At 60.1% G+C, this 23,788-nt stretch carries 29 protein-coding genes; 16 read left to right on the top strand and 13 right to left on the bottom strand.

What is annotated here, in order from left to right; translation table 11 throughout:
• Positions 1–112: 112 nt before the first annotated feature.
• From AF71_RS24120 to AF71_RS24100, 5 genes are read right to left on the bottom strand one after another with little or no spacing between them, the layout of a single operon-like run.
• Positions 113–919: a heme ABC transporter ATP-binding protein gene (locus AF71_RS24120; RefSeq protein ID WP_018858254.1), complete on the bottom strand. Its 807-nt coding sequence runs from the start codon at positions 917–919 to the stop codon at positions 113–115.
• A 10-nt stretch (positions 920–929) separates the two neighbouring features.
• Positions 930–2,042, bottom strand: a complete 1,113-nt coding sequence (locus AF71_RS24115; protein WP_018858255.1) for an iron ABC transporter permease — start codon at positions 2,040–2,042, stop codon at positions 930–932.
• A gap of 2 nt (positions 2,043–2,044) precedes the next feature.
• Positions 2,045–2,935 carry a hemin ABC transporter substrate-binding protein gene (locus AF71_RS24110; RefSeq protein WP_245267974.1) on the bottom strand — a complete coding sequence of 297 codons (891 nt, stop codon included), beginning with the start codon at positions 2,933–2,935 and terminating at the stop codon, positions 2,045–2,047.
• Positions 2,936–2,949: 14 nt separating this feature from the next.
• On the bottom strand, positions 2,950–4,002 hold the full coding sequence (locus AF71_RS24105; RefSeq protein ID WP_169683537.1) for a ChuX/HutX family heme-like substrate-binding protein: 1,053 nt from the start codon (positions 4,000–4,002) through the stop codon (positions 2,950–2,952).
• A 9-nt stretch (positions 4,003–4,011) separates the two neighbouring features.
• Positions 4,012–4,194: a hemin uptake protein HemP gene (locus AF71_RS24100; RefSeq protein ID WP_018116941.1), complete on the bottom strand. Its 183-nt coding sequence runs from the start codon at positions 4,192–4,194 to the stop codon at positions 4,012–4,014.
• A 141-nt stretch (positions 4,195–4,335) separates the two neighbouring features.
• On the opposite strand from AF71_RS24100, the gene AF71_RS24095 reads away from it, so the two are divergent.
• From AF71_RS24095 to AF71_RS24070, 6 genes are all read left to right on the top strand, one after another.
• The gene (locus tag AF71_RS24095; RefSeq protein WP_025660163.1) at positions 4,336–4,779 is read left to right on the top strand and encodes a hypothetical protein; all 444 of its coding nucleotides are present in this window, start codon (positions 4,336–4,338) and stop codon (positions 4,777–4,779) included.
• Between the two features lie 59 nt (positions 4,780–4,838).
• Positions 4,839–6,128: an energy transducer TonB gene (locus AF71_RS24090; RefSeq protein WP_169683535.1), complete on the top strand. Its 1,290-nt coding sequence runs from the start codon at positions 4,839–4,841 to the stop codon at positions 6,126–6,128.
• A gap of 112 nt (positions 6,129–6,240) precedes the next feature.
• Entirely contained in the window at positions 6,241–6,648 is a 408-nt protein-coding gene (locus tag AF71_RS24085) for a DUF2325 domain-containing protein (RefSeq protein WP_018116944.1), read from the top strand.
• Complete coding sequence (locus AF71_RS24080) at positions 6,645–6,914, top strand: hypothetical protein (RefSeq protein WP_018858260.1); 270 nt, start codon at positions 6,645–6,647, stop codon at positions 6,912–6,914. The genes AF71_RS24085 and AF71_RS24080 overlap by 4 nt, the downstream gene beginning before the upstream one ends.
• 9 nt (positions 6,915–6,923) lie before the next feature.
• Positions 6,924–7,238, top strand: a complete 315-nt coding sequence (locus tag AF71_RS24075; protein ID WP_025660166.1) for an antibiotic biosynthesis monooxygenase — start codon at positions 6,924–6,926, stop codon at positions 7,236–7,238.
• Position 7,239: 1 nt separating this feature from the next.
• Positions 7,240–7,578 (top strand): VOC family protein, encoded by a 339-nt coding sequence (locus tag AF71_RS24070; RefSeq protein ID WP_169683533.1) that lies wholly within the window; start codon positions 7,240–7,242, stop codon positions 7,576–7,578.
• Between the two features lie 4 nt (positions 7,579–7,582).
• On the opposite strand, the gene AF71_RS24065 is transcribed toward AF71_RS24070, so the two are convergent.
• Positions 7,583–7,951 carry a DUF423 domain-containing protein gene (locus tag AF71_RS24065; RefSeq protein WP_169683576.1) on the bottom strand — a complete coding sequence of 123 codons (369 nt, stop codon included), beginning with the start codon at positions 7,949–7,951 and terminating at the stop codon, positions 7,583–7,585.
• 2 nt (positions 7,952–7,953) lie between these two features.
• Positions 7,954–8,349 carry a group II truncated hemoglobin gene (locus AF71_RS24060; RefSeq protein ID WP_062376241.1) on the bottom strand — a complete coding sequence of 132 codons (396 nt, stop codon included), beginning with the start codon at positions 8,347–8,349 and terminating at the stop codon, positions 7,954–7,956.
• Positions 8,350–8,497: 148 nt separating this feature from the next.
• On the opposite strand from AF71_RS24060, the gene AF71_RS24055 reads away from it, so the two are divergent.
• From AF71_RS24055 to AF71_RS24045, 3 genes are all read left to right on the top strand, one after another.
• Complete coding sequence (locus AF71_RS24055; protein WP_026371931.1) at positions 8,498–9,058, top strand: TetR/AcrR family transcriptional regulator; 561 nt, start codon at positions 8,498–8,500, stop codon at positions 9,056–9,058.
• 12 nt (positions 9,059–9,070) lie between these two features.
• Complete coding sequence (locus AF71_RS24050; protein WP_018858266.1) at positions 9,071–9,412, top strand: SMR family transporter; 342 nt, start codon at positions 9,071–9,073, stop codon at positions 9,410–9,412.
• A gap of 161 nt (positions 9,413–9,573) precedes the next feature.
• Positions 9,574–10,416, top strand: a complete 843-nt coding sequence (locus AF71_RS24045) for an aspartyl/asparaginyl beta-hydroxylase domain-containing protein (protein WP_112824726.1) — start codon at positions 9,574–9,576, stop codon at positions 10,414–10,416.
• A 70-nt stretch (positions 10,417–10,486) separates the two neighbouring features.
• On the opposite strand, the gene AF71_RS24040 is transcribed toward AF71_RS24045, so the two are convergent.
• Positions 10,487–10,708 carry a hypothetical protein gene (locus AF71_RS24040; protein WP_169683531.1) on the bottom strand — a complete coding sequence of 74 codons (222 nt, stop codon included), beginning with the start codon at positions 10,706–10,708 and terminating at the stop codon, positions 10,487–10,489.
• Between the two features lie 406 nt (positions 10,709–11,114).
• Between AF71_RS24040 and AF71_RS24035 the strand changes: the two genes are divergently transcribed.
• The 7 genes from AF71_RS24035 to AF71_RS24005 all read left to right on the top strand — a co-directional run bounded on the left by AF71_RS24035 (position 11,115) and on the right by AF71_RS24005 (position 18,449).
• The gene (locus tag AF71_RS24035; RefSeq protein ID WP_018116954.1) at positions 11,115–11,582 is read left to right on the top strand and encodes a MarR family transcriptional regulator; all 468 of its coding nucleotides are present in this window, start codon (positions 11,115–11,117) and stop codon (positions 11,580–11,582) included.
• On the top strand, positions 11,572–13,662 hold the full coding sequence (locus AF71_RS24030; protein WP_169683529.1) for an FUSC family protein: 2,091 nt from the start codon (positions 11,572–11,574) through the stop codon (positions 13,660–13,662). Before AF71_RS24035 ends, AF71_RS24030 begins: the two co-directional genes overlap by 11 nt.
• Positions 13,659–13,868: a DUF1656 domain-containing protein gene (locus AF71_RS24025; RefSeq protein ID WP_018116956.1), complete on the top strand. Its 210-nt coding sequence runs from the start codon at positions 13,659–13,661 to the stop codon at positions 13,866–13,868. Before AF71_RS24030 ends, AF71_RS24025 begins: the two co-directional genes overlap by 4 nt.
• Entirely contained in the window at positions 13,865–14,731 is an 867-nt protein-coding gene (locus AF71_RS24020; protein ID WP_169683527.1) for an HlyD family secretion protein, read from the top strand. The genes AF71_RS24025 and AF71_RS24020 overlap by 4 nt, the downstream gene beginning before the upstream one ends.
• 128 nt (positions 14,732–14,859) lie before the next feature.
• On the top strand, positions 14,860–16,068 hold the full coding sequence (locus AF71_RS24015; RefSeq protein ID WP_169683525.1) for an adenylate/guanylate cyclase domain-containing protein: 1,209 nt from the start codon (positions 14,860–14,862) through the stop codon (positions 16,066–16,068).
• 191 nt (positions 16,069–16,259) lie between these two features.
• Positions 16,260–16,568: a hypothetical protein gene (locus AF71_RS24010; RefSeq protein WP_018858272.1), complete on the top strand. Its 309-nt coding sequence runs from the start codon at positions 16,260–16,262 to the stop codon at positions 16,566–16,568.
• A gap of 129 nt (positions 16,569–16,697) precedes the next feature.
• Positions 16,698–18,449, top strand: a complete 1,752-nt coding sequence (locus tag AF71_RS24005; RefSeq protein WP_169683523.1) for a tetratricopeptide repeat protein — start codon at positions 16,698–16,700, stop codon at positions 18,447–18,449.
• 161 nt (positions 18,450–18,610) lie between these two features.
• Here the strand turns inward: AF71_RS24005 and AF71_RS24000 are convergent, their stop codons facing one another.
• From AF71_RS24000 to AF71_RS23980, 5 genes are all read right to left on the bottom strand, one after another.
• Positions 18,611–19,186 (bottom strand): DUF1269 domain-containing protein, encoded by a 576-nt coding sequence (locus AF71_RS24000; RefSeq protein WP_018116961.1) that lies wholly within the window; start codon positions 19,184–19,186, stop codon positions 18,611–18,613.
• 69 nt (positions 19,187–19,255) lie between these two features.
• A complete protein-coding gene (locus tag AF71_RS23995; protein ID WP_018116962.1) occupies positions 19,256–20,233 on the bottom strand; it encodes an HAD family hydrolase in 978 nt (325 codons plus the stop codon).
• 13 nt (positions 20,234–20,246) lie between these two features.
• A complete protein-coding gene (locus AF71_RS23990) occupies positions 20,247–21,221 on the bottom strand; it encodes a formylglycine-generating enzyme family protein (RefSeq protein WP_169683521.1) in 975 nt (324 codons plus the stop codon).
• A gap of 366 nt (positions 21,222–21,587) precedes the next feature.
• Entirely contained in the window at positions 21,588–23,198 is a 1,611-nt protein-coding gene (locus AF71_RS23985) for an arylsulfatase (protein WP_169683520.1), read from the bottom strand.
• 161 nt (positions 23,199–23,359) lie between these two features.
• The coding region (locus AF71_RS23980; protein ID WP_169683518.1) for an alpha/beta hydrolase at positions 23,360–23,788 on the bottom strand (429 nt) is incomplete at its 5' end.

Genomic DNA, 23,788 nt, shown 5'->3' with positions numbered 1-23,788 from the left:
TCTTAGCGGCCTGATTCAACACAGGGCCGCTGCCGAAGTTTGCATGAAGATTATCGCCCGGCAATGACCCACATCATCAATTGCTTAACGCGGTCACCCTGCAAAAGTTCCGCTACGCTGGATTGTATCCGGTTTGGATCGCACTGTGCGCAAGCACGAAGGGCGTACCGTCGGCCGGAACCTGATTGATCCGCAGGGCACAGCCGAAGACAGATTCCATTGTCTCGTCGGTCAGCACATCGCGGACGCTACCGCTTGCAGCCAGTTGGCCGGATTTCATGAGAATGATCCGGTCGGCGAAAAGCGCGGTCAGGTTGAGGTCGTGCATGACGGCGATGACGCCGCCACCGGCCTCGCAGAAATTGTGCGCCAGAGTCATGATCGTCAGCTGGTGGCTGATGTCGAGGCTGGATACCGGCTCGTCGAGCAGAAGCCAGCAGGGCTTGCCGTCGACGACCGGCTCGGCGATCTGGCAGAGCACGCGGGCGAGTTGAACGCGCTGCTGCTCGCCACCCGAAAGTTCCTGATAGAAGCGGCCTTCGAAGCCCCCCAGGTCGACGGAGGCCAGTGCATTCGCCGCGGTCTGCTCGGCTTTCTCAGGATTGCGATTGACGCCGGTGGTCAGGCCCATCCGCACCACTTCGCGCACCGTGAAGGGAAAGGAGATCGAGCTTGCCTGCGGCAGCACCGCCCGCATCGTCGCCAGCCGCCACGGCTGCAGCGCGTTCACTTCCTGACCATTGAGACGAATGGAGCCGGAGTAGGGGAGTTCGCCGGAGACCGCTTTCATCGTCGTTGTCTTGCCCGAGCCGTTCGGACCGGCAATCGCGGTCAACTGGCCTGCCTCGGCGGAGAAGCCGACCTGACTAACAATGGTCTTGCCGGAAAGGCGCACGGAAACGCCGGATACCTCAATCATTGCTCAATACTCAAAGGGCAAGGCGTGCGCGATGCCGCAACAGAATCCAAAGGAAGAACGGGCCGCCGACGGCGGCCGTAATGATGCCGATCGGCAGTTCGGCCGGCGCGACGATGGTCCTGGCAAGAACATCGGCAAAAATCAGCAGCGAGCCGCCGAGAAGCGCCGAAGCTGGCAGCAGGAAGCGGTGATCGGGGCCGATCGACATGCGCAGAACATGCGGAACGACGATGCCGACGAAGCCGATGCCGCCGCTGACTGCGACCGAAGCACCCGTCGCCCCGGCGACGGTGACGATGGCGATGTTCTTCAGCCGCTGAACAGGGACGCCCATGTGAAAGGCTGTAGCCTCACCGAGAGTGATGGCATTCAGGCCAGGGGCCATGAAGGGTATCGCCGCAAAGGAGAGAAGAATGATCGGGCCGGCGGCGGCGATCTTTGCCCATGTCGCCCCGGCAAGCGATCCCATCCCCCAGAAGGTGAGGTCGCGGAGTTGCTGATCGTTGGCCATGTAGATCAGGAGGCCCGTGAGCGCGCCGGCAAGCGAGCCGAGCGCGATGCCGGCAAGCAGCATCGTGGCAACTGAGGTCTGGCCGTTCCCGGTTGCGATCCGGTAGAGCAGCCACGTGCTGGCAAGTCCGCCGCAGAAGGCTGCGATCGGCAGCGCGTAGATGCCGAGCAGCGTGTAAAGCGGCGCGGCAAAGGTGCTGGCGAGCACGATGATCACCACGGCACCGAGGCTCGCGCCGGAGGACACGCCGACGAGCCCGGGATCCGCAAGCGGATTGCGGAACAAGCCCTGCATGATGGCGCCTGAGACGGCAAGCGAGCCGCCCACCAGGAAACCCAGGATCGCGCGGGGCATTCGGATATCGAAGATGATGATCCGGTCTCTGGCGTTCAGCGCATCGTCCGAGCCGGCCATGTTGGCGATGACGTCGAGGAACGAGGCGTTGGAAGCACCCGTTGTCACTGAGAATAACAGGGACAGGACGGACCCGACGGCAAGCAGAACGATTGCCAGCAGCGCGAGGCGACTGCGATCACCCGCCCTTTGAAGCTCCCGCAGACCTGTCAGCGAAAACATGGAGCGCTTCTGTCCGATGGCGTCCTGCAGAGCCATTATCAGCTTCCGTAGATCGCTGCGTTCAACTCACGGACGGCGCTCGCGGTGCGCGGGCCGAACCCGAGCAGGTGGAGGCCGTCCATGCGAATGATTGCCTTGTTTTGCGCCGCGGGTGTCAGGGCCAGCGCGGGCTGCTTCAGAAGATCTTCATCCTTGGTGGCTGACCCGTCGCCGCGGTTCATCATCAAGATGACGTCAGGCTTGGCTTCCACGATCGCCTCGTCGGTTAGCGGCTTGTAGCCCGGGAAATTGCCGACGGCATTGACGGAACCGGACAGCTTGATGATGCCATCGGCTGCCGTGCCGGTTCCGGAGGCCATGATCTTTCCTCCTTGCATACTCAGAATGAAGAGGATGCGCTTCCGCTCGCCTTCGGGGCGCTTGGCGGCGTCGGCGATTGCCACGTCAAGATCCACACCCACCCTTTCCTCTAGCGCCTTTGCCTTGTCGGGCTGGCCGAGGAGATCGCCGACCCGGTCGATCTTGGCGAGGATGCCTTCGCGGGTATAGGCGTTGGGCACGGTCTCGAAGGGGACGCTCGCGCTCTTGAGCACGTTCAGCGCTTCCGGTGGCCCGGATCCCTCGATGGCGATGATCGCCGTCGGGTTCATGGCGAGGATGCCCTCCGGCGATAGCGCGCGCATGTAGCCTACGTCGGGCAGCTTTGTTGCCGCTTCGGGATACAGGCTGGTCGTGTCGCGCGCGATCAACCGGTCCTGCTCACCGAGCGCGTAGATGATCTCGGTGACATCGCCGCCAACGGACACAAGGCGCGTCGTATTCAGTTTTTCAGCGGCCGGGGCATTCGAGACCGGAGCCAGCGACAGCCCAATAACCGTGGCTGAAAACGCCATCGCCCGAAGCCGCTTGCTGCGCGGTGCCTTACGCATCGTTATCCCCTTGCTCATGCCGCGACGCTGGTTCCTGCGCGCGGCAGGTTTTCCATGATCGAGCGCCAATCGTCGCGCTCATCGGTGCCTTCCTTGCGCTTGCCGAAGAACTGGATGATCATTTCGCCCTCGGCATTGTAGGCCTCGAGCGAGGTTACATGGCCGTCCTTTGTCGGCTTGCGTACCGCCCAGGTCTCGGCGATGTGATCCTGCCGAAGATGCAGGTGGAAGGTCGGGTCGAAGATATTGATCCACGGACCCATCGGCTGCAGGTTGAAGATCGGGCCGGAATGGATCTGCACGATGCCGTTGTTTGCCACGAAGCACATGACCGGCAGACCGGCCTTGACCGAAGCGTGCATCATCTCCGCCGTTGCCGTGTTGTCGAGTTGCCACGCGTAGTCGTCGCCGACGGTGCGAACGGCGGCTCGGCGGCCGATCTTCAGCTTGCGCAGCATGCCGAAGAACTCGTGCGTGTCGGTGAGCTTTCTCCAGTGCTCCCGCAGTTCATCGCGGGTGACCTCGCCGCTCTCATCCATCGATGAGGGCGTCGGATCAGCGTTGAATTCTTGCGACTGATCGTCGAGCGTCAGATCCCGGACGATGGCGCGATAGGCTTCGACATTCGAGTCCGGGCGAAGATGGATCTTGTGAACCGCGTTGCCTGCCTTGTCGAAATACTGCAGGCTGAGTCGCTCCTGGTCGCCGTCCTTCTTAGAGACGGCAAAAGCATGCGCCCAGCGGTTTGGAAAAATGCGCAGGTCGATGTTTTCCCCGAGCACGATCGAGGCGTGCGGCCCGGCGGTGATGTTCTCGTAAACGCCGATCTTTTCGTGAACGGCGCTTTCGTTACGGGAAAGGGCCATGACTTCGCCGAGTTCAGCGACCCGCTCCAGGAGCTTCACGGCGCTGCCGTCGATGCGGGTTGCGGTGATGCCGACTTCGGCCGCAACGAGAGCAGCTTCCGAAATCTGAAGCTGTGCGGCGATATCGCGCTCGCGCATCTTCGGATTCTCCGCGCGAAATGCGCGTATGTCGGCGGGAGCCGGTTTCGTGGTTTCAGTCATGTCCTAGCCCTACTTGTTGAGAATGAGTTTGCCCTGACGGGTGATTTTCATGCGGTAGACCACGCCGTCGTGACGGATCATGATCTCGGTCGCTCCGCGAAAAATGTCCGCACTTTCCAGAACGCGCATTTCTGCCGTTGGTTCGCGCTGCGGCGACGCGTGACTAAAGCTATCTGGCTTCTCAACCATCATTTCGGTCGGCTATTTCCGCTCGATCCGCGGCGTCCAAACGCCCGGAAAATCCATAATTATCTTGACTTTCATAGTCATCATTTTTTAATGACGCAATAGCGGAGTTTAGAAGTCAAGTTTTAGAGTTTATTGATGGAAGGAATGGCAGTGAGCAAGGTTGCAGCGCTTTTGACGAGCGGTCTGATCGTGGTTGCGAGCGCATCGCAGGTTTTTGCTCAGGACGCTGCTGCAGCGTCGCCGGCCAAGGGCCTCGAGGTCGAGTTGAACGGTCTGGCGCCATCACAGAAGGGCTGCATGATGACCTTCGTTGCGCTCAACAATCTTGCCGCGCCAATCAGCAAAATCTCCTTCGAGCTTGCTTTCTTCAACGACAAGAACGCGGTCGACCGGGTTACCGTGCTGGACTTCCGCGATCTGCCGCAAGGCAAGAAGCGTGTGCGCCAGTTCGACATGCCGAACGTCAACTGCGAGAGCGTGACGCGCTTGCTGATCAACGACGCGCCAGTCTGCGACGGGCCGGCCTCGGGAGAGTGCATGAAGGGCCTTGTCACTCGTTCACAGGTTTCCGTTCCCTTCGAGGGTTGAGTGGTTCGCCGGCATGACAGCCGACGGTTTTCTGTTTCAACTGGCCGAGGCAGGCACAAATGGCAGTTTCAGCAAAATCCAAATCGAGAGTCATTCTCGTCGAGGAACCGGTCGCTGACGGCGGAATGAACGACAACAATCCCGGCATGCATCCCGGGCATGAATTGTCCGATCTTCGCAATGTGCCACGCCAGCCAGCCGCCGAAGCTTCCATACACTACGCGCGCCTGGCGTTGATCGAATCCTTCCCGCAGGCTCCGCAGAGTGCGAGCAGCACCGTCGCAACCGCGCCGTCGCTGGAGGCGAGCGCCGAAAGGGAAGAGAACGCGAAACCACCTCAGCGCAATGTGGTGATGGCTTGCCTCAGTTCCTTTGCCTGCCATGCGGCCGTCATCGCGATGCTGGTGGTCGGATTTGTGGTCACACCGCACGATCCGGTCGAAGAGGCCGGCGAAGTCGTGAGCGTCATTATCCTTGGCGATTCGGAAGCGGACCAAGCGGCGGCGGGCGAGAAGGCTGAGGAGCAGCAGCCCGAGCAGATCGTAGCCGAGACCGCGCAGACTCAGACGGTCCAGCCGACGGCGGCGACGCCGACGGAAACGGTGACCACCGAGCCGGTAACCGTTGCGCCTACACTAGAGGTTACGCGCGTTTCACCGGAGAACATCGTTGCCGCGGAACCGGAGGTTTTGACTTCGCTCTCATCGGCCGAGACGTCCTTCGTGCAGCCGATGGCGACCGAAGTGCCGCTCGAGGTGCCTGCGGAAACGCCTCCGGTTGCTCAAGCGGCGCCGGAAGAGATCAAGCCGGTTCAGCCGGTGGAAACGGCGGCGGTCGCTCCCGAGCCGGATAAACCAACACCGGAGCCCAAGCTGAAAGCGGAAAAGCCCGTCAAGAAGCCGATCGAGAAGAAGGAGCCGCCGAAGAAGGCTCAACCATCCGCAGAATCCGGCGGTAAAAACGAGCAGGATTCCAAGAGAGGGTCCGCCGACGGGACCGAGACGGCAACATCGAACCAGAATTCGCGTGGGGCTGGCAGCAGTGGCGGTGCGGGGAGCGCGGCCGTCGCCAATTATCCCGGCAAGGTACAATCCCGGATTCGTCGCTCGGTCAGGGTGCCGTCGGAGTACAAGCGCATGAGCACATCCATGAGCGTTCGCGTTCGCCTGACAATCGGCGCCAGCGGCGATCTGAGCGGTCTTTCGATCGCGCGCAGCTCCGGTATTCCGGAGCTGGATCAGGCTGTTGTCGAGGGCATCCGCCGCGCTGCTCCGTTCCCTCCGCTCCCTGTCGAGTGGGGCAAGCCGGTCTGGTCGTTCAGCCAGGACGTCCAGGTGACGGGTCATTGATAAAATATGACTTCTATAATCAACTTTATACTTTACTCTAAAAATCAAGTTTAATAAGGTCCCCCGGCACACGCAGGAATCGTGTGACGATCAACGAGCGAACGGGTGGGCAATGGCTCGAAAGACGAAGAAGGGTTCCAACCGCGAGATCCGCGTTAACGCTGATGCTCAGACGGTTCAGGAAACGTCGGGGCGGTCCAAACTTGATGGACGCAGTTTCCTGTATGTCGGCGGACGGGACTGCCAGGTGGCGCATCTTCGCCAGATCGCAAGCGATTTCGGGGCAGAGCTGATCCATCACGACGGCGGTTTGCGCGAGGCGGTCTCCCGCATCGACACCGTACTTCCCTCGGTCGACTGCGTCTTTTGCCCGATCGACTGTATCAGCCACGATGCCTGCCTGCGCGTGAAGACCGGCTGCAAGAAGTTCGGCAAGGCCTTCATCCCGCTTCGAAACGGCAGCAAGTCCAGTCTGGAACGTGCGTTGCAGACAATGAACGAACGAGACAATTCCCGATGAATGAAGAACGCCCCGGTGGGGTCATGATGATCGGCCTGCACAAGATCGCCGCTCAAAGAGGCGACGGCCTTGTGCCGGAGCTTTACGAACTGCTGCTCCGGAATGCCGAGCGGCGCAAGGACTATCCCAACGTATCGGAGTTTCCCCTCTGGGAGGCACGGTTGCCTGGCCAACAGCCTGAAAAGCCGCTTGGTCTGGAGGCCGCAAACGGCAATAATGTTGTAGCCTTCGCGCCTTCGCGCGTCGCTGCGAAAAGCAAAGCGTAGGGATCACCCATGTATATTGCAATGAACCGCTTCAAGGTTGCGATTGGATCCGAGGCAGACTTCGAGAATGTATGGCGCGACCGCGATTCCAGCCTCTCGCAGGTTCCTGGCTTTGTTGAATTCCGGCTGCTGCGGGGCAAGACGAATGCGGAAGAGGACTACACGCTGTTTTCCTCGCACACGCTCTGGCAAAGCGAGGACGACTTCCTGAACTGGACGAAGTCCGAAAACTTCCGCGCCGCGCACCGCAACGCTGGTGAGCGCAAGGCAATGTATAAGGGGCCTCCGGTTTTTGAAGGCTTCACCGTGGTTGCTGGCATCTGAAATGACCGAACAGGATCCGGATCGTGTCGAAGTCCTTCCGGTCTTGCCATCGCTTGATCTCGATGGCTTCGACCGGATCATCCACCAATCTCCGGACTATCTGATCCTCCGCCGGAACGAGATGGAGTCGCATTTCTGGCTGGCGCGCGACCGGGCGTTATGCGAAGCGACGTCCGTCTATCTGCGTGGCCGTCGGATCGCTGCGCTCCATGCGGAGTATCAGGAGAAGCGGGTGGCGCGTCTGACCGCACTTGAGCGACGGCCGTGGGGCATGGAAGAGTTCTATATCCATGACCCGCATGGCAACCTGCTGCGGTTTGGGCGCATCCCCGTCAGCTGATCGATCAGCCTCGGCGAATGAAAGCGCCCACGGCGATCGCCAGCCAGCCGAACATCATGGCAAATCCGCCGGCGGGGGCCGCCAGCGGAAACAGGCCGGAGCCAGCGTAGCGCAAAACAACGAGATCCCCGGCAAACAGAAGCGTGCCGACCCCTATCAGTATGCCGGCAAGCCACGCCGTCTTAAGTTTTTCGGCGCCGATCGCGAGGGCGAACAGGGTGGGGGCGTGCGCCAGGCACATTGCCGAAGCCGAAGCGAGAAGATGCGCGTCGCCGCCGCCATGCGCTGCGGCCGCGGCCAGCGCCACGCCGGCAAAACCGAACAAGCCGGCAAGCAGATAAAACAGCGGCGCAATACGCGCGTTCAGCGTCATGGTCATCCGTGTTCCTTGTTCTGCATGTGATATGCGAGGCGTTCGATGGGGGGCAGGATGATCTCGCGCAGCTTCGGATTGGCGATGGTTTCCTCGAGCGCGCGACGGAAGCAATGTAGCCACTCGTCGCGTTCCACCGGACCGATCTCGGCAACGAAATGCCGGCTCCTGAGGCGTGGGTGACCGCGCTTGTCGGTGTAGAGCGGCGGGCCGCCGAAATATCCAGTCAGGTATTCGTAGAATTTCTCCTCGCTGCCTTCCAGCGTCGGCGGATGGACGGCGCGAACGTGCTGTGCCTCCGGCAGCGTATCCATCAGCTCATAGAAGCGGCGACACAGGGCGCGGACGGCCTCGTCGCCGCCAATCGCCTCATAAAGCGTAATGACATTTTCCGTCACGGTTCCATTCCTCGAAATCGGACTCTTAATGCACTGCGGGGAGCGGGACTGCAACCGCTTGGATCAGCACGCGGCAATTCGCCATCCGCACAGACAGTCGAATATGAGTTGGCTTGACAAAACCGTCTGGACGGTATCTTCTGTTGGCATGTCACTCGCTCATCATCGCCGCAAACAGCCCCTTGTCGTGCGCCAGCAGCTGCTGGACGTGGCCGCTCGCCTCACGATGGAGCAGGGCATGGCCGCACTGACACTGGATGCCGTATCCGGCGCATCAGGCGTCAGCAAGGGTGGGCTACTGCACCATTTCCCGACGAAGAACGCGTTGCTGGACGCCCTTTTCGAAAGTCTCCTGGATCGCTTCGACGCCGATATTGACGAGCGCATGCGCGAAGACCCTACCCCGCATGGCCGCTTCAGCCGGGCCTATCTGCATGCTGTCGCCGATCTTAGGGATAAGCCCGACGAGGCCGCCCATTGGGCTCAGGTCACCATGGCGCTGCTCGCCGAGCCAAGGCTTCGGCAGCGCTGGCGCGAGTGGGTGCAGGAGCGGACGGAGGAATATGTCGGCACGGATTCGTCCGTCGATGCGCAGATCGTTCGATTTGCGGCCGATGGGCTCTGGCTTGCCGACATGCTCGGCAGTCATGACAGCGGCGGCGACCGCCAGGCGCTCATCTCCCGTCTCGTCGAATTGGCCAACAAGTAGGGTAGGTCCACCATGGCTCCAGCTGCCGTATATGCGCTGCTCTTTGCTGCGATCGCGCTCGAGGTCATCGGCACGACGGCGCTGCAGTTGTCGCAGCAGTTCACCCGCGTAGGACCGACGGTCGTGGTGGTCGTCTGCTACGCGACAGCATTCTATTGCCTGTCTATGACCTTGAAGATCATCCCCGTCGGGATCGCCTATGCGATCTGGAGCGCGCTCGGCATCGTGCTGATATCCGGGGTCGGCCTCGTCTATTTCAAGCAGCGGCTCGATGCGCCGGCGATCGTAGGGCTCGGGCTGATTATCACCGGCGTGCTCGTGGTCAACCTCTTCTCGAAGTCCATCTCGCATTGATCTTGCCCGAAGGCGGGCAGATGCGGGTAAATGTCCTGCGCCGCGGGTCCCCTATATGTCGTCGCGACATTTGACCTCATCCTGCGCGATCTTGCGAAACATGCGGTCCTTTCCATATTTCTTTGAGCTTTGGGCCGCTTGTTCCACGCATTGGACCACTCATGACCGACCGCACCACCGATTCAGGTCTTTCCGGCAAACCTACCCAGTCCAGGGACCAATCCCTTAACACTGCCGGCATCACGCCGATGGGTCGACCAAGCGCAATTACGCGCTTCTTCATGGGTATCGTCGCGTGGGCGGAAAAGCTGAACTTCAAATATGCCAGGCTCGGCAACCCGCCGGTCTATGATACCGCGACATTCCCTTGGGTCGCCGAGGTTGAGAAGGCGTGGCCGGAGATACGGTCCGAGCTGGACCGCGTGCTCGTGCGGCAGAGTGAACTGCCGTCATTCCAGGACATCTCGACTGATGTGAAGACGATCTCAAGCGATAGTGGCTGGAAGACTTTCTTCCTCGTCGGGTTTGGCGTGAAGTCGGAACAGAATATCAGGGCATGCCCGCAAACCTGGGAGGCGGTGCAGAAGATCCCCGGATTGAAAACCGCCATGTTCTCGATCTTCGAGCCCGGAAAGCATCTGCCGGCTCATCGCGGACCTTACAATGGCGTGCTTCGCCTGCATCTCGGGATGATCGTACCGGAGCCTGCCGACAAGCTTGCCATCCGGGTCAAGGATCAGATCTGCCGTTGGCAGGAAGGAAAGGCGCTGATCTTCGACGACGCCTACGAGCATGAGGCGTGGAACCATACCGACGAGACGCGCGTGGTGCTCTTTATCGATTTCGTGAAGCCGTTGAAGTTCCCGGCGCGCTTTGTGAACTGGACGCTGATGAACCTTGCCGTTTTCACGCCCTTCATTCGTGAGGGGTTGGACAATCACAAGGCATGGGAAAAGAAGTTCTACGCGGAAGCGGAAGCCTTCAGAAACACGCCGCAGAACTAACCTTTCGCCTGCATCGCCGATCAATTGAGCCGTAGAATTGCGCAGGCTTTTCTGCGGTGCCAAGCTTCGTTCAATTGTTGTTGGCTGCCATCAATCGGCGCTGCGCGCTTATGGCCAGATACATCACGTAGTCTCCTGCGGCGTCTGCGAGATGAAGAGCAATTTCCTCTTCCCGCCATCCCGCGACCGCGCGACGGACAACTTCGGTGATTGCCATATTGCAGGCAGCTTCGCATTCCCGCGAGCGTCCCATATCGTCGGCGCTATATTTCGGAGTGCGGATGTTTGTCATGGCTGCAACGTGCCATAATCCCCCGCGTTTTCAAGGGGATGCTAATGGAGTGGTTAGCCGGTAAGGTTAAGTGCAGTGCGGTTGCGTCAAAAAGAAAAACGGCGGCTTCGCATGCGCTAATTTGGCACTTCCGGCGCTGCTAATATGTGCCGATTTCGCCAAGAATGCCGAATGAAGTTTGCTCCTCAGCGAGCGAGCCTAGCTCGCAAATGACATTTCCGTGTGAGCTACCTTGCCTAGCCTCCGGGCATGCAATGTCGGCGTCGCGGCAAATTATGATTGGTCGCCGGCAGTGACGAACAGAAAGTCCCGCAATTGCGGGGCAAAAAAAACGATCCGCTAACCACAATCGTCATGCGCCCAACAATACCATTGAATTCTAATCGATAGGATGTTATCTAATTCCATGACAACGAATCAGACACAAACCTGGGCCGAGTTCGCACCATTGCTTATGATCTGCGGGCGCGGGTGGCGTCGCGCTTTGAACGCCATTCTGACCGAGCACAATCTATCCGATGCCAGCGCGGCGCCGTTGATTGCGCTGCTTCGGCATGGCGACCGGATCCCACAGGGTGTTCTGGCCGAACGGGTCGGTGTGGAAGGGCCGACGCTCGTGCGGGTTCTTGATAGTTTGGAAAATGACGGCTTGATCCGCCGGGTCCCCGATGAGGCGGACCGTCGCATCAAGCTGGTGCAACTCACCGGAGGAGGCACAGCGGTCGCCGAGCGCGCCGAAAGCTGTGCGGCGGAGCTGCGAGCACAGATCCTTGGCGACCTCGATCCTGAACAGGTCGGGGCCGCCCTGGAAGTCCTGCGCGCCATCGCGGCGAAAACCGCGGCCCTATCCGGAATACAGGAAAATGACGAGTAGCAAGAACGCGACCGATCCCAGTCTGGGAGACGTCGTTTTTTCCATCAAGACCTTCGCCGCCGCAATGCTGGCGCTTGGCCTTGCGCTTTGCTTCGACCTGCCAAACCCATACTGGGCGGTCGGCACGGTTTACATCGTGGCCCATCCGCTGTCCGGGGCGAGTACGTCGAAGGCGCTCTACCGACTGATTGGCACCGCACTCGGCGGTACGGTCACGGTGATCCTGATCCCCAACCTCGTCAATTCGCCTGAAATGCTGACGCTTGCGATTGCGCTGTGGATGGCCTTTTGCCTCGGCGTCAGTCTGCTCGACCGGACGCCACGGAGCTACAGCTTCATGCTGGCGGGCTACACGACCGCTCTCACCGGATTCCCGATCGTCGCAAATCCGGACACGGCCTTTACCTATGCAACTGCCCGCGTCGAGGAAATCGCGCTCGGCATCATCTGTGCGGCGATTGTCAATCGTATCTTCTTTCCCCGGCATGCAGGGCCGGTTCTGGCCGCGCGCATCAATGCCTGGCTGCGAGACGGCGCCGAGCTCGCCATTGGCACGCTGGAGGGCAGGGGACGCGATCCTTCGCTTCTGGCGGCAGCCCGACGGCTGGCTGCCGACGCAGTCGACCTCCACAGCTTTACCACTCACGTGGCCTACGACACTTCGGCACTGCGCGATATGGTCGGTCGCACCCGAATGCTGCAGCAGCGCATGGTTGCGATGCTGCCTGTCGTTTCAGGGTTGGCTGACGTGCTGCACGCGCTCGACAAGGCGACGGCGGGCAAATTCACACCCGCCATCACTGCACTCGTAACCGAAGTCAGCGCGTTGCTCGAAAACGGTGCGCCTCTTGCCGAGGATAAGCGCCAGCAGCTCCTTGCCCTGATAGCGAAGTCTGAGGAGGAGGGACGCGAGCAACAGGAGTGGAATGGGCTTCTTGCTCACAACTTCACCGCTCGCATCCGCGATCTGGTGCAGATCTGGGGCGACTGTCTCAGTCTGCGCGAGGATATCCAATCCGGATCGCATCACGATCTTCGTTGGCGCCGCTTCGGCACGTCGTTCGATCGCGCGCCTATCCACAAGGACTACGGCATGGCCGTTCACTCCGGCCTATCCGTGATGCTGGCGACGTTCATTGCCACAGCCCTCTGGATCTATACCGGCTGGCCGCAAGGCAGCGCCGCCGCGATGATGGCAGGTGTGCTCTGCTGCATCTTTTCATCGATGGACGATCCCGCGCCGATGATGATCAAGTTCGTCAATGTGGCGATCGTCACCGTGATCGCAGCGTTTGTTTTCGAGTTCGGCCTGATGCCGTTGGTCCATACCTATGTCGAGCTTGCCGCAGCACTTGGATTGGTCCTGGTGCCGGCGGGGTTGTTGATGACCAAGCCATCGCTCGCTCTCTACGGCATGGGCTTCTGCGTGAACCTGCCGAACATGCTGACGCTGCAGGATCGCTTGAGCCTGGATCTCGCCTCCTTCCTCAATTCGAACGCGGCCATGATCATCGGCATGGTGATCGCCTGCGGAACGACCGTTCTTGTTCGTTCTGTCGGTGCAGAATGGACCGCCTACCGGCTGCTGCGCTCGGGCTGGACCGATATCGTCGCTGCGGCGCGTCGCCCTGAGGACGTCGACTTCACGAAGTTGCTTTATCGGATGGTCGACCGGTTTGGCCTGGTTGCCCCGCGCCTGGCGATGATCCCGGCCGAGTCCGCCGTCGCTCAGACCGATATCCTGCGGGATCTGCGGAACGGCCTCAATACGCTGGAGCTCCAACGCCACAAGCAGCTTGTCTCGCGCGACAAGCGCGAGCCGATCGAGAACGTGCTGTCGGGCGTTGCGGCTTATTATCAGCAGAAGCAGAAGAGCCGGGATGCTCAACCCGACGGAAACCTGCTGACGACACTGGACCAGTCGCTCGCAGCACTGATTGAGGCCGGCCGGTCGTCGGCGATCGAGGGCGCGCGCCGCTCGATGACAGCGCTCAGATACACTCTCTACCCGGATGCAGCCTCCCTCGCTCAGGCTGTCACGGGCGCGACAGCCGGAACTGCAAAGGAACATGCGGCATGAGGCCGGATATCGATATTTACGGGGTCTTTCTCCCAACGCTCGGCGCGATCGCATTCGCCGCTTACCTCCTCAACGCCATCCTGCGGAGTGCACTGGCGTATGTCGGCTTCTATCGTTTGGTCTGGCATCGACCGCTCTTCGACACGGCCATGTATTTCTGCCTGCTCGGCGCCATCGCGCTATCTTTGAATAAGGTGTCACTATGAAATCGCTTTTCGCTCATTCCGGTCGCTTCCTGGTTACCGGCGTCATGGTCGCTTTGGCGGGAGTGCTCGGCTGGCATTTGTGGGACTACTACATGGACGAACCATGGACCCGCGATGGCAAAGTTCGCGCGGACGTCGTACGCCTAGCCGCCGATGTCTCCGGGATCGTCAGTGAAGTCGATGGAAAGGACAATCAGACTGTTCGCAAGGGCGACGTGATCTTCCGTATCGATCAGGCGCGTTTTACGCTCGCCTTGCGCCAGGCCGAAGCGCAGATGGAAAGCAGCAAGGCGGCTCTCGACCTGGCGAGAAGCGACCTCGAGCTCTATCGCAAACTTGGCGAGAGCTCGGTGACACGGCAGAAGATCCAGCAGGCTGAGACGACAGTCCAGCAGGACGAGGCCGCCTACAACCAGGCCGTGATCAGCCGTGACACTGCTCAGCTCAATCTCGACCGTTCCGTGGTGCGGGCGCCGGTCAACGGCGTGCTCACCAACTTCTCCATGCAGCCGGGCAATTATGTTACTGCGGGCACCGCCGTTACCGCCCTGATCGACAGCGATTCCTACTACGTCGCCGGCTATTTCGAAGAAAACAAGCTGGACCGCATCAAGGTCGGCGATCCTGCGCTCGTCTATCTGATGGGCAGCAAAACGCCTCTTAAGGGGCATGTCGATGGCGTCGCGGGCGGCATAGAGGATCGCGAACGCAGCGATACCAGCGCGCAGCTCGCTAACGTAACTCCGACTTTCACTTGGGTGCGGCTGGCTCAGCGCGTCCCCGTACGCGTGGCGCTCGATGCGCTGCCCGACGACACGGCGCTTGTCGCCGGTCGCACTGCAAGCGTCACCATCGTTAATTGACCCGAGGCGGCTTCAAGAGCCGCCTTCGCAAAACTGTAAGTTCACCGGTCTGGGCGTCCCGCGATGACCGGATACGCAGCCATTCGGCTTGAGAAAAGCAAAATGACGCCCGGTTCTAGGAGACAGCCGTGGACGACCGTCACGTCATAGAAATCACTACCTGGCTGATGCAGAGCGGGCTCAAGGGCGTGGCCGAAGCGGACCTGCTCGCCGGCTTCTGTGAACGGTGTGGTGCGAACGGACTGCCGGTCGAGCGTTCCGTTGCCGTCATGGACACTCTGCATCCGGTCTATGAACGCCGAGCTTTCCGCTGGGACAGCCGAGAGCCGATCGAGCGGGTGTCGGAATACGGCTTTTCCGGTGCCGGAGCGATCGCCGACAACTGGCTCCGCTCCGCATTCCATCATTTGGAGACGACGGGGTCCGTAGAGGTCCGCAGAAGCCTGAGCAATGGTGACACGACCGATTTCTACCTGCTGGACGATCTGAAGGCTGCTGGTTTCACAGACTTCATCGCCATTGCGCATCGCTTCGGCGATGGTGGTACGATCGGAGACATCGACTGCTTCTTCTCCCACTTTGCCACGCGAGCGAAGGATGGATTCTCCGATCGTGACGTCGCGGTATTGCGCGATCTGCTTCCCTGCCTGGCGCTGGCCGTCAAATGCGTGACGATTAGCGGCGTTGCCGGCACGATTGCCAAGGTCTATCTGGGGCAGGATGCGGCCAACCAGGTACTGCACGGCAAGATCACCCGCGGTCAAAGCGACCGCATATCGGCCGCGCTGTGGTTTTCCGACCTTGCCAACTTCACGCACATCTCGGACACAGTCGATCCGGAAGAGATTATTCCGATGCTCAACGACTATGCGGATGCAGTGATCTCGTCGGTGCAGGAAGCGGGCGGCGAAGTGCTCAAGCTGATGGGCGACGGCACGTTGGCGATTTTCAGGGGCAGGCGGCCGAGCGAGGCCTGCTCGGCGGCGTTGAATGCCCGGTCGCTGCTCGATAAACGCCTGCTCGACCTCAATGCGCAGCGCCGTATCGAGGGGAGGCCGGTGACCGACGTCTATCTCGGGCTCCATCTCGGCGAGGTCTTTTACGGCAACATCGGGAGTGCAGATCGCCTCGATTTTACGGTCATCGGGCCTGCCGTCAACGAAGTCAGCCGAATTGTCTCGCTCTGTCGGTCGCTGCAGAGCCGCTTGCTGATGTCGGCGAGTTTCGCGGCAATCGTTGCACCCACACAAATGGACAGCATGCATTCGATCGGCCAGCATGTCTTGCGCGGCGTCAATCGTGCTCAGGAACTGTTCACGCTGATGCCGCTCATTTGAACTGATCCCGGCCGCGTGACCATACAGGCCCAATTTGCAGCACTCTTGTTGCGTTCCAGGCGGGTACGGAACGTAAATGCCAAGGTAACAAGGCTTGGTGGCCGCTATTAACGCGGGTCTGTTACCGTTGCGTACTTCCGCCAAGCCACTGGCTCGCTAAGATTGTTCAAACGAAGCCGACTGAGGCCGGGGTGGTCTTCATGGGCAAGGAAAACGACGGGCTAAGAACGCCTTCCGATGCCGAGCGGCGAGGGTTACACCGCTTGATGCTGAAGCTGCCCTCGGTCCGCGGGCGGCTTCAACTGATCGGGGAGAAGTCGGAATCTCTTGGCAGCCTCTGCGAGGCCTATGAGGATGCTAGCTCCACCCTCGACCGGCTGAGGAGCAGTGCCGGCGACATGAACCATGCGATGGTCCATGAATATGAAATGGTCTGCGCAGAGATCGAGGCAGACGTGATCAAGTACTGTCGTGAGCGCGGAGGCGGCGGCCTGGAATAGGACCGACCAGCTCGCACCAATGTCGGTCACGTTTTGGTTTTGTTAGCGTTTTGTGTTGCAACCCCTTGTTTTCTGCGAGGCAAGCCCATCTGTTCTACTTGGCATTGAGCATTGCGTAGCGGGGCGGCAATGAAGGCTAAGGAATACGAAGGCTGGGCTCATGACGTTTCATGCTCGGAAGCCAGCGGAGAACTGGAGCGTCTGCTCGCCGACGAGCGGTTCAGGGCCACCGAAAGAAGCCGCAGCATCCTTAAATATATCGCGGAACAGCAATTCGCTGGGCACGCCGAGGGCGTGAAGGCCTATTCTATCGCCATTGACGTGCTTGGCCGACAAAGCAATTTCGATCCGTCACTCGATCCCATTGTTCGCATCGAGCTCAGCCGATTGCGATCCTCGCTCAGCCAGTATTACGAGGCTTTCGGTGAAGATGGTGGGGTCACGGTTCAATTGCCGAGAGGGCGCTATATTGCGATTTTCACGCGGTCCACCGGTGCATCCCCAGGCATCGATGATCGAGAGCATCCCGCAACGACCTGGGGCGAACCCGTAAAGCTGGTTCCTCAGTTGCCCGTTTCTACGGTTGCGCCGAAAGTCCAAGGCGCCTTCTGGGCGACCTTGCGGCTCGCTGCAACCCTGGCGCTGCTGATGGTCGTGGTCGTAGGCACCGGTATCACCGTTTATGCGGCGCGTACCGTCACAACAACGGCCAAGCCTACAGTCGCACTCACGCTGACTGCGGTGGATGAGGGGCTGCGTGACGAGGCCGCTGTTACTCGGGACATGTTGCTGACCGCCCTCACGCAATTTCAGACTCTGACGGTTTCGCAAGCCGACCGGCGCGAGAGGCCGCTTGCCTCGGTGCTTCGCCCGGCCAGATCGAACGCCTACGCAATCGATATGAAATATTACGGTGATGGTGACGATCGCAGTATCTGGTGGCAGGTCGTCGACACGGCGACGGGCGATCTTCTCAAATCCGGTTTGGAGAGGGTCGATACCAGCGGCAGGACGGTTGCGTCGGTCCGGGAGGAATTGGTCGCGCAACTCTCGCGCCGCTTTGCTGCTACACGTGGGATCATCAACAACATCGAAGCACACGATATGGCTGAGGGCTCGCTTGGCAACGCATGCGTCCTTCAGGCCGAACACGAGTTGGACGACGGCCCGGCATCGGCCCTCGCGCGTACAATCAATTGCCTGGAAAGAACGATTGCGGCAAACCGCTACGATGCCGACGCAACCGCAGCGCTGGCAATGCTGCTAGCGGCGGGGCAGGCGGAGATCACCGACAACAGCAAGCTCGCGCGTGCGCTCGAGCTTGCCAACCGGGCAGTCTCATTGTCGCCGCTTTCGGACCGGGCGCACCTGGCGCTGATGTTGTCGCAATTCTACAGTGGAAGGATCGACGCGGCGATTGCCGCGGGCAACCGCGCGCTCGCGCTCAATCCCAACAACCCCGATGTGGCTGCAAAGCTTGGTCTTGCACTGTTCGCGCTGGGCTATTTTGATGCGGGCGTTTCTCTTGCGCGCGATGCCGGTAGATTAGTCGATGTCGTTCCGCGTGATGCGGTCCTGGTTCTCGCACTCGACGCTTACCGCCGAAGAGATTGGTCGGAGGCTTCGCTGCTTGCCGAGCAGGCAAGTGACAGGAATTTCCTGATCAGCGTCTTGCGCGTTGCCGCACTCGGGCAACTCGGGTCGGATGAAGCGGCGCAGCGGCTTACAGAGCTCCGGCAGCTCACGCCGGATTTCGAGACGACCTTCCGCGAGAGAATGGCGCAGCGACGCTATCAACCGCTGCTTTCCGCCTCCATCGAAGAAGGACTGACGAAAGCGGGCGCCCGCTTCACAGCGGAGGGGCTAGCGACTGCCTTTTAGCCGGCGCTGCAGCGTGTAGTGAGTCCGCGTCGGTAGCGCAGCGAGTTCCGTAAGAGTGTTTCGCTGCGTGCGACCGGCGGCAAGGGCCGCGCATTTGCGCGCGGCTCGCCCGGGCCGATATTGCATGTAGGTTTACAGTCGTGGCTGGTATCGATCGCCGTCTAACTTTGGTTGGCTGCCCCTTTGGCAGTCGTTCGGCGTTTGGCTGGCTTGGCGGGCGCTTCGTCTGAGCCTCCTGAGAGTGCCTTGCGCAGGTTCTCCTCCTGATCCGGCGCTAACGAGGTTTTCAGTACGCGGCCACGCAGCCCCTGGAACTCTGCCAGGACTTTTTCCGGCTGCACCTTGCGTATGAGCACGAAGAGAGCGGAGGAGGAGTTCGGTATGGTTCCGCCAAGAGACTTGATGAATTCGTCGTTGATGCCGTAGTCGGAAAGCGAACCGGAGATCGCGCCAGTGCCTGCACCGACGAGCCCGCCGATCGCAAAGCCTGCGAGCGGATTGAGGAATAGCAGACCAACCAGGGCGCCCCAGAGTGAGCCGGACAAAAGCCCCGATGTGGCCCCGATTGCTGCCAGGTTGAGGCTCTGCTTGAGATGGACCTTGCCGGCTTCATCTCTCACGACGACCACCGCGTCCTCGAGGTCGACCAGATATTCCTTCTTCAGGTTGTGAAGTTTCAACAACACCTTATCTGCTTCATCCATGGCATCGAAGCCGATCACAACGAGTTCCGACATTGTTCGTTCCTTTCGTTTGATAGCAGGGGTACAGAGCGGTTGAACGGCTGGAAAACGCCAGCCGGGAGGCTATTGATCAAACGCGTAAATCTTCTTCCAATCGGCTTTCATATCGACGAGCAGCCAGTTGCGGCTCTCCGCCTCGTCGAGCGCCTTGTCCAGCTTCCCGAAGTCCGATTTGCGATCATAGGCGTATTCGCGATCTGCGTCGGTATGATGAATGATCATTGCAAAGTGCGGTCCCTGGCCAGCCATTACCCAGCGCAGCATCTCGTAGTCGCCGTCCGAATTGCCTGCGGCAAGGATCGGTCGCCTGCCTATGAATTTGTTGATGCCCACCGGCTTGCCCGGGCCATCGTCAACGAAATCGACTTTCGGAAGGCGGTTTAGAACCGGGATGTCGCCGACGAGCGCGTATTGCGTCGTGATCGTGCTTCCGACGACTTGTTCAGGCGGAATGCCGTATGCTTTCTCGGTCATCGGGCGCATGAACTCGACGCCGCCACCCGAAACAATGAAGGTCTTGAAGCCATTGGCGCGCAGGTAATCCAGCAGTTCGCGCATGGGCAGAAATGTCATCTCGTTGTAAGGCTTGCCGGTCTTCGGGTGTCTCGCCGTGGCGAACCAGTCGATGACGATGTTGCGGAAATCGTCGGTCGTCAGACCGGCGTGGGTCTCCATCACAAGCTCGACGAGGCCTCGTTCGCCGCTCTTTGCGATACCCTTGAGATCGCCGGCCAGAATCGACTTGAAGGGTTCCTTTTCCTTCCACTCGGGGTGCTGTGGAGCGAGCGCCTTGACCCGATCCAGTATGAAGCCAAGTTGGAAGTAGAACGGCTGCTCGGTCCAGAGCGTACCGTCGTTGTCGAATACGGCGATGCGGTCCTCGGGCGCCACGTAGTCGGCGCCGCCTTGCGTTGTCACTTTCTTGATGAAGTCGACAATTGCCTGCTTCGATTTGCCATCGTTCCAGGAGGGAAGCTCCTGCGCGAATGCGCTCACCGGCAACAGCAAGAAAAGCAGGAGGAAGCGCACAGACCGGGACATCGGATACTCCTGATCAGGTTGCAACGCGTTTAATGCAGCGAAAGCCGACGTGGCTAGTGGACGTGTCTTCTGGCTCGGCGTGGCGCGCCGCCGGGCGATAGCGCCGGCAGTAGTTCGGGGCGCAAAGATGCGAGCCGCCCTTCAGTACTCGCCTCGGGATAAGAATATTCGGCTGATTGGGATCGTAACTTGCCTCTTTTTCGCCGCCGCGCGGGTTCTCGGGGATGCAGCACGCCTTTGCCGCAGGCTGCGGATGTCGCGTCGACCAATAGTCCTGCGTCCACTCCCAGACATTGCCGATCATGTCATAGGCGCCGTAACCGTTTGGCGCAAACGACCGCACGGGTGTCGTCCGGTCCTTGCCGTCAGGTTTCGTGCTGTGGGTCGGGAAGGTGCCCTGCCAGGTGTTGGCCATGGCAACACCACCGGGCATAAGCTCGTCGCCCCAGGCAAATTCAGTGTCGTCAAGCCCACCACGTGCCGCCAGTTCCCACTCGGCCTCTGTCGGCAGATCCATTCCGGCCCATTCGGCATAGGCCTTCGCGTCGGAGTAGGCGACATGGACAACCGGGTGATCGAGCTTGCCGCGGAGGTCGCTGAGGCCGCCGTAGGGTCGCCGCCAGTTGGCCCCGAACTTGAATTTCCACCACTGAGCGATATCCGCGCCACTCACCGATTTCGGCGGTGTGAAGACAAGAGATCCGGCCCGAAGCATGTTGGGCAGGGCGCCCGGATAGTCCTTCGGGTCGGGCGCCTTCTCGGCCAATGTTACGTGGCCGGTCGCCTTGACGAATTCCTGGAATTTGCGGTTCGTGACAGGCGTCGCCTCGATCCAGAAGCCATCGACGGCAACAGGATGAGCCGGGGCCTCTTCCGGATAATGGTCGTTGGACCCCATCACGAAGGTCCGGCCGGCTATCCAGACTAGGTCGCCATTGTCGTCGCCCTGACGTTGCGGCCGGTGTTCTGCGTCAAATGCCAGTGCCATCGTCGCCTCCGAAAGCCTGCCCTTAATATTCCGCGTCTTGCCTTACCCGTAAGTACGTTACGGTAACACGGCTTCCACAAAACGTTACATCAGGCGTAAATCTGCTGCTGTGGGCCATGAATTCAACTCGGCCAATGGATTTCCGCGCGTCGAAGGGGGAGGGTGTTGCAGTGTTGGGCCGATGCGGCTGCCCGCGCGGCCAATCGAGTGCATCTTCAGGTGCTGCAGGGCCGTTCGGCAGCTTTTGTTGCCACCTGACCTGACTGGAGGGTTCGCCACCGGAAGGCTGTCGCCAAGGGCTTGGCCGTCCGGTGAATCGCTGGCGCGGCGGCTGCTTGAAAAGCAAAGCCGCCCGCCGCCGCTTTGCTATTTTCCTGACGCTGGGCTCTCCAGCGAGCGCATCAAGGCGTCGACCATCTGATCGATGCTGAAGCTCGCGGAACGCTGGCTTGGAGGATAGTCCTTGAACGTCTGCAAGAAGGGGGCGACTCGGTAGATGCCGTACTGGATGAGATAGGCATTCTTCGCCAGCCAGTCATAATACTGGTCAGAGACGACGTCGGCGCGCTCGAAGGGGTCCATGCGCAGATTGAAGACCTTCGGCGCACGCAAACAAGTAAAGGGGTTTGCCCATACCACGAAGCCGCCCGGCTCCCTCTGTTCACAGAACACGATCTTCCAATTGCCATAGCGATAAGCGACGACCTCTCCATCATCGTTGAAATAGTAGAAATCTTCGCGTCCGGACTTCGGCTGCTGTCCTGTCAGGTAAGGAAGCTGGTTGTAACCGTCGAGATGGACCTTGAACTGATTGCCGTTGATGCTTGCGCCATTGAGGAGCTGTTCCTTGATGCCGGGATCGCCGGCTGCGGCAAGCAAGGTCGGAAACCAGTCAAGTCCGGACATCATCTCATTGGACACCTCGCCCGCCGTGATGTGGCCGGGCCAACGAACGATCGCCGGAACGCGGAAGGCGCCTTCCCAGTTGGTATCCTTCTCGCTTCGGAAAGAGGTCGTCGCCGCATCTGGCCAAGACCACTGGTTCGGGCCGTTGTCCGTCGTGTAGACGACGATCGTATTGTCGGCGATCTTGAGATCGTCCAACGCCTTGAGGAGCTTCCCGACATCGCCGTCATGCTCGATCATGCCATCGGCATATTCGTTGCCGGGCATGCCGCTTTGCCCCTGCATCGAATCCCGAACATGGGTAAAAGCGTGCATGCGCGTGGTATTCATCCAGGTGAAGAAGGGCTTTCCTTCCTTGGCCTGACGCTGGATGAAATCGATCGCCGCAGCGGTCGTTTCATCGTCGATCGTTTCCATACGCTTGCGATTAAGAGCGCCAGTATCTTGGACCCGTCCGTCAGCGAACGAATGCAAGACGCCGCGCGGCGAATTCGCTTTCACGAACGCCTGGTCGTTCTTTGGATAATAGGGACGCTCAGGCTCTTCTTCGGCATTCAAGTGATAGAGGTTGCCGAAGAACTCGTCGAAGCCATGCTGCGTTGGCAGGAACTCGTCGCGATCGCCGAGGTGGTTCTTGCCGAACTGGCCGGTTGCATAGCCGAGTGGCTTCAGCGCCTGCGCGATGGTAATGTCACGCGCCTGCAAGCCGACCGTTGCTCCGGGAATGCCGACCTTGCAGAGACCCGTACGGAGGCAGACCTGGCCGGTAATGAATGTCGAGCGGCCGGCAGTGCAGCTGTTCTCGGCGTAATAGTCGGTGAACAGCATGCCTTCCTTGGCAATACGATCAATATTGGGCGTCTTGTAGCCCACGACGCCCATCGAATAGGCGCTGATGTTTGTCTGGCCGATGTCGTCACCGAAGATGACGAGTATATTCGGTTTGGTCGTATCTTGAGCCGGCGTCGCCGGCTGCGCATGGGCGATCCCATAGCTGAGGGATGTCGAGGCCAGCGCCAATGCCAAAGCTGCGCCGGCGTGCCGAAGCCGTTTTGAGAGAGATGCACTCATTGCGATCTCCCTTGTCCATGCAGGTGATTCAACATCTACGCTCTCCTGATTGTAGGTAGGCCAAACTCGGCCGCAGATTCCCACTGAAAAGCGTTGGTCGGTAAGTACGTTACGGTAACAAACGAGGGTCACGACGTAACAGCGCACAGAATGCCTGATTGCTACTGGGTCAACTGCTGTGGTTTGAGATCGCCTTGCAGGGTTTCGTCGACAGGGCGCTTCTTGGCCCGCATCGGCTGTTCAAGCACCGTCACCGGCGCGGCGACAGCCGTGGCTGCGACGTTACCGATGGTCGTCACTGTTCCGCCGACGACAGCGGTAAGTCCTTGGCCGAGCGTGACGTTGGAATCCGTCAGCGTCTGACCGGTGACGATCCGCTGGCCAATCAGCTGAACGATTTCAGGACTTTCGGCGAACTTGCCGTGGTTCAGGCCTTCGCCTTTGACCTTGGTGAGATCGATGGCGGTAATGCCGGCGGCTTCGAGTTTCGAGCGATAGGGCTCAACGGTCGGATCGATCGCGCCCAAACGCGAGACCTTTCCCGTGATGAAACTTGAAACCGCAAGCGCCTTGTCATCCTGAGACACGAA

The organism is Rhizobium sp. 57MFTsu3.2, assembly GCF_012932765.1.
In the GTDB taxonomy this organism is placed as follows: Bacteria; Pseudomonadota; Alphaproteobacteria; order Rhizobiales; family Rhizobiaceae; genus Rhizobium; species Rhizobium altiplani.
This window is presented reverse-complemented; position numbering and strand designations above follow the sequence as displayed.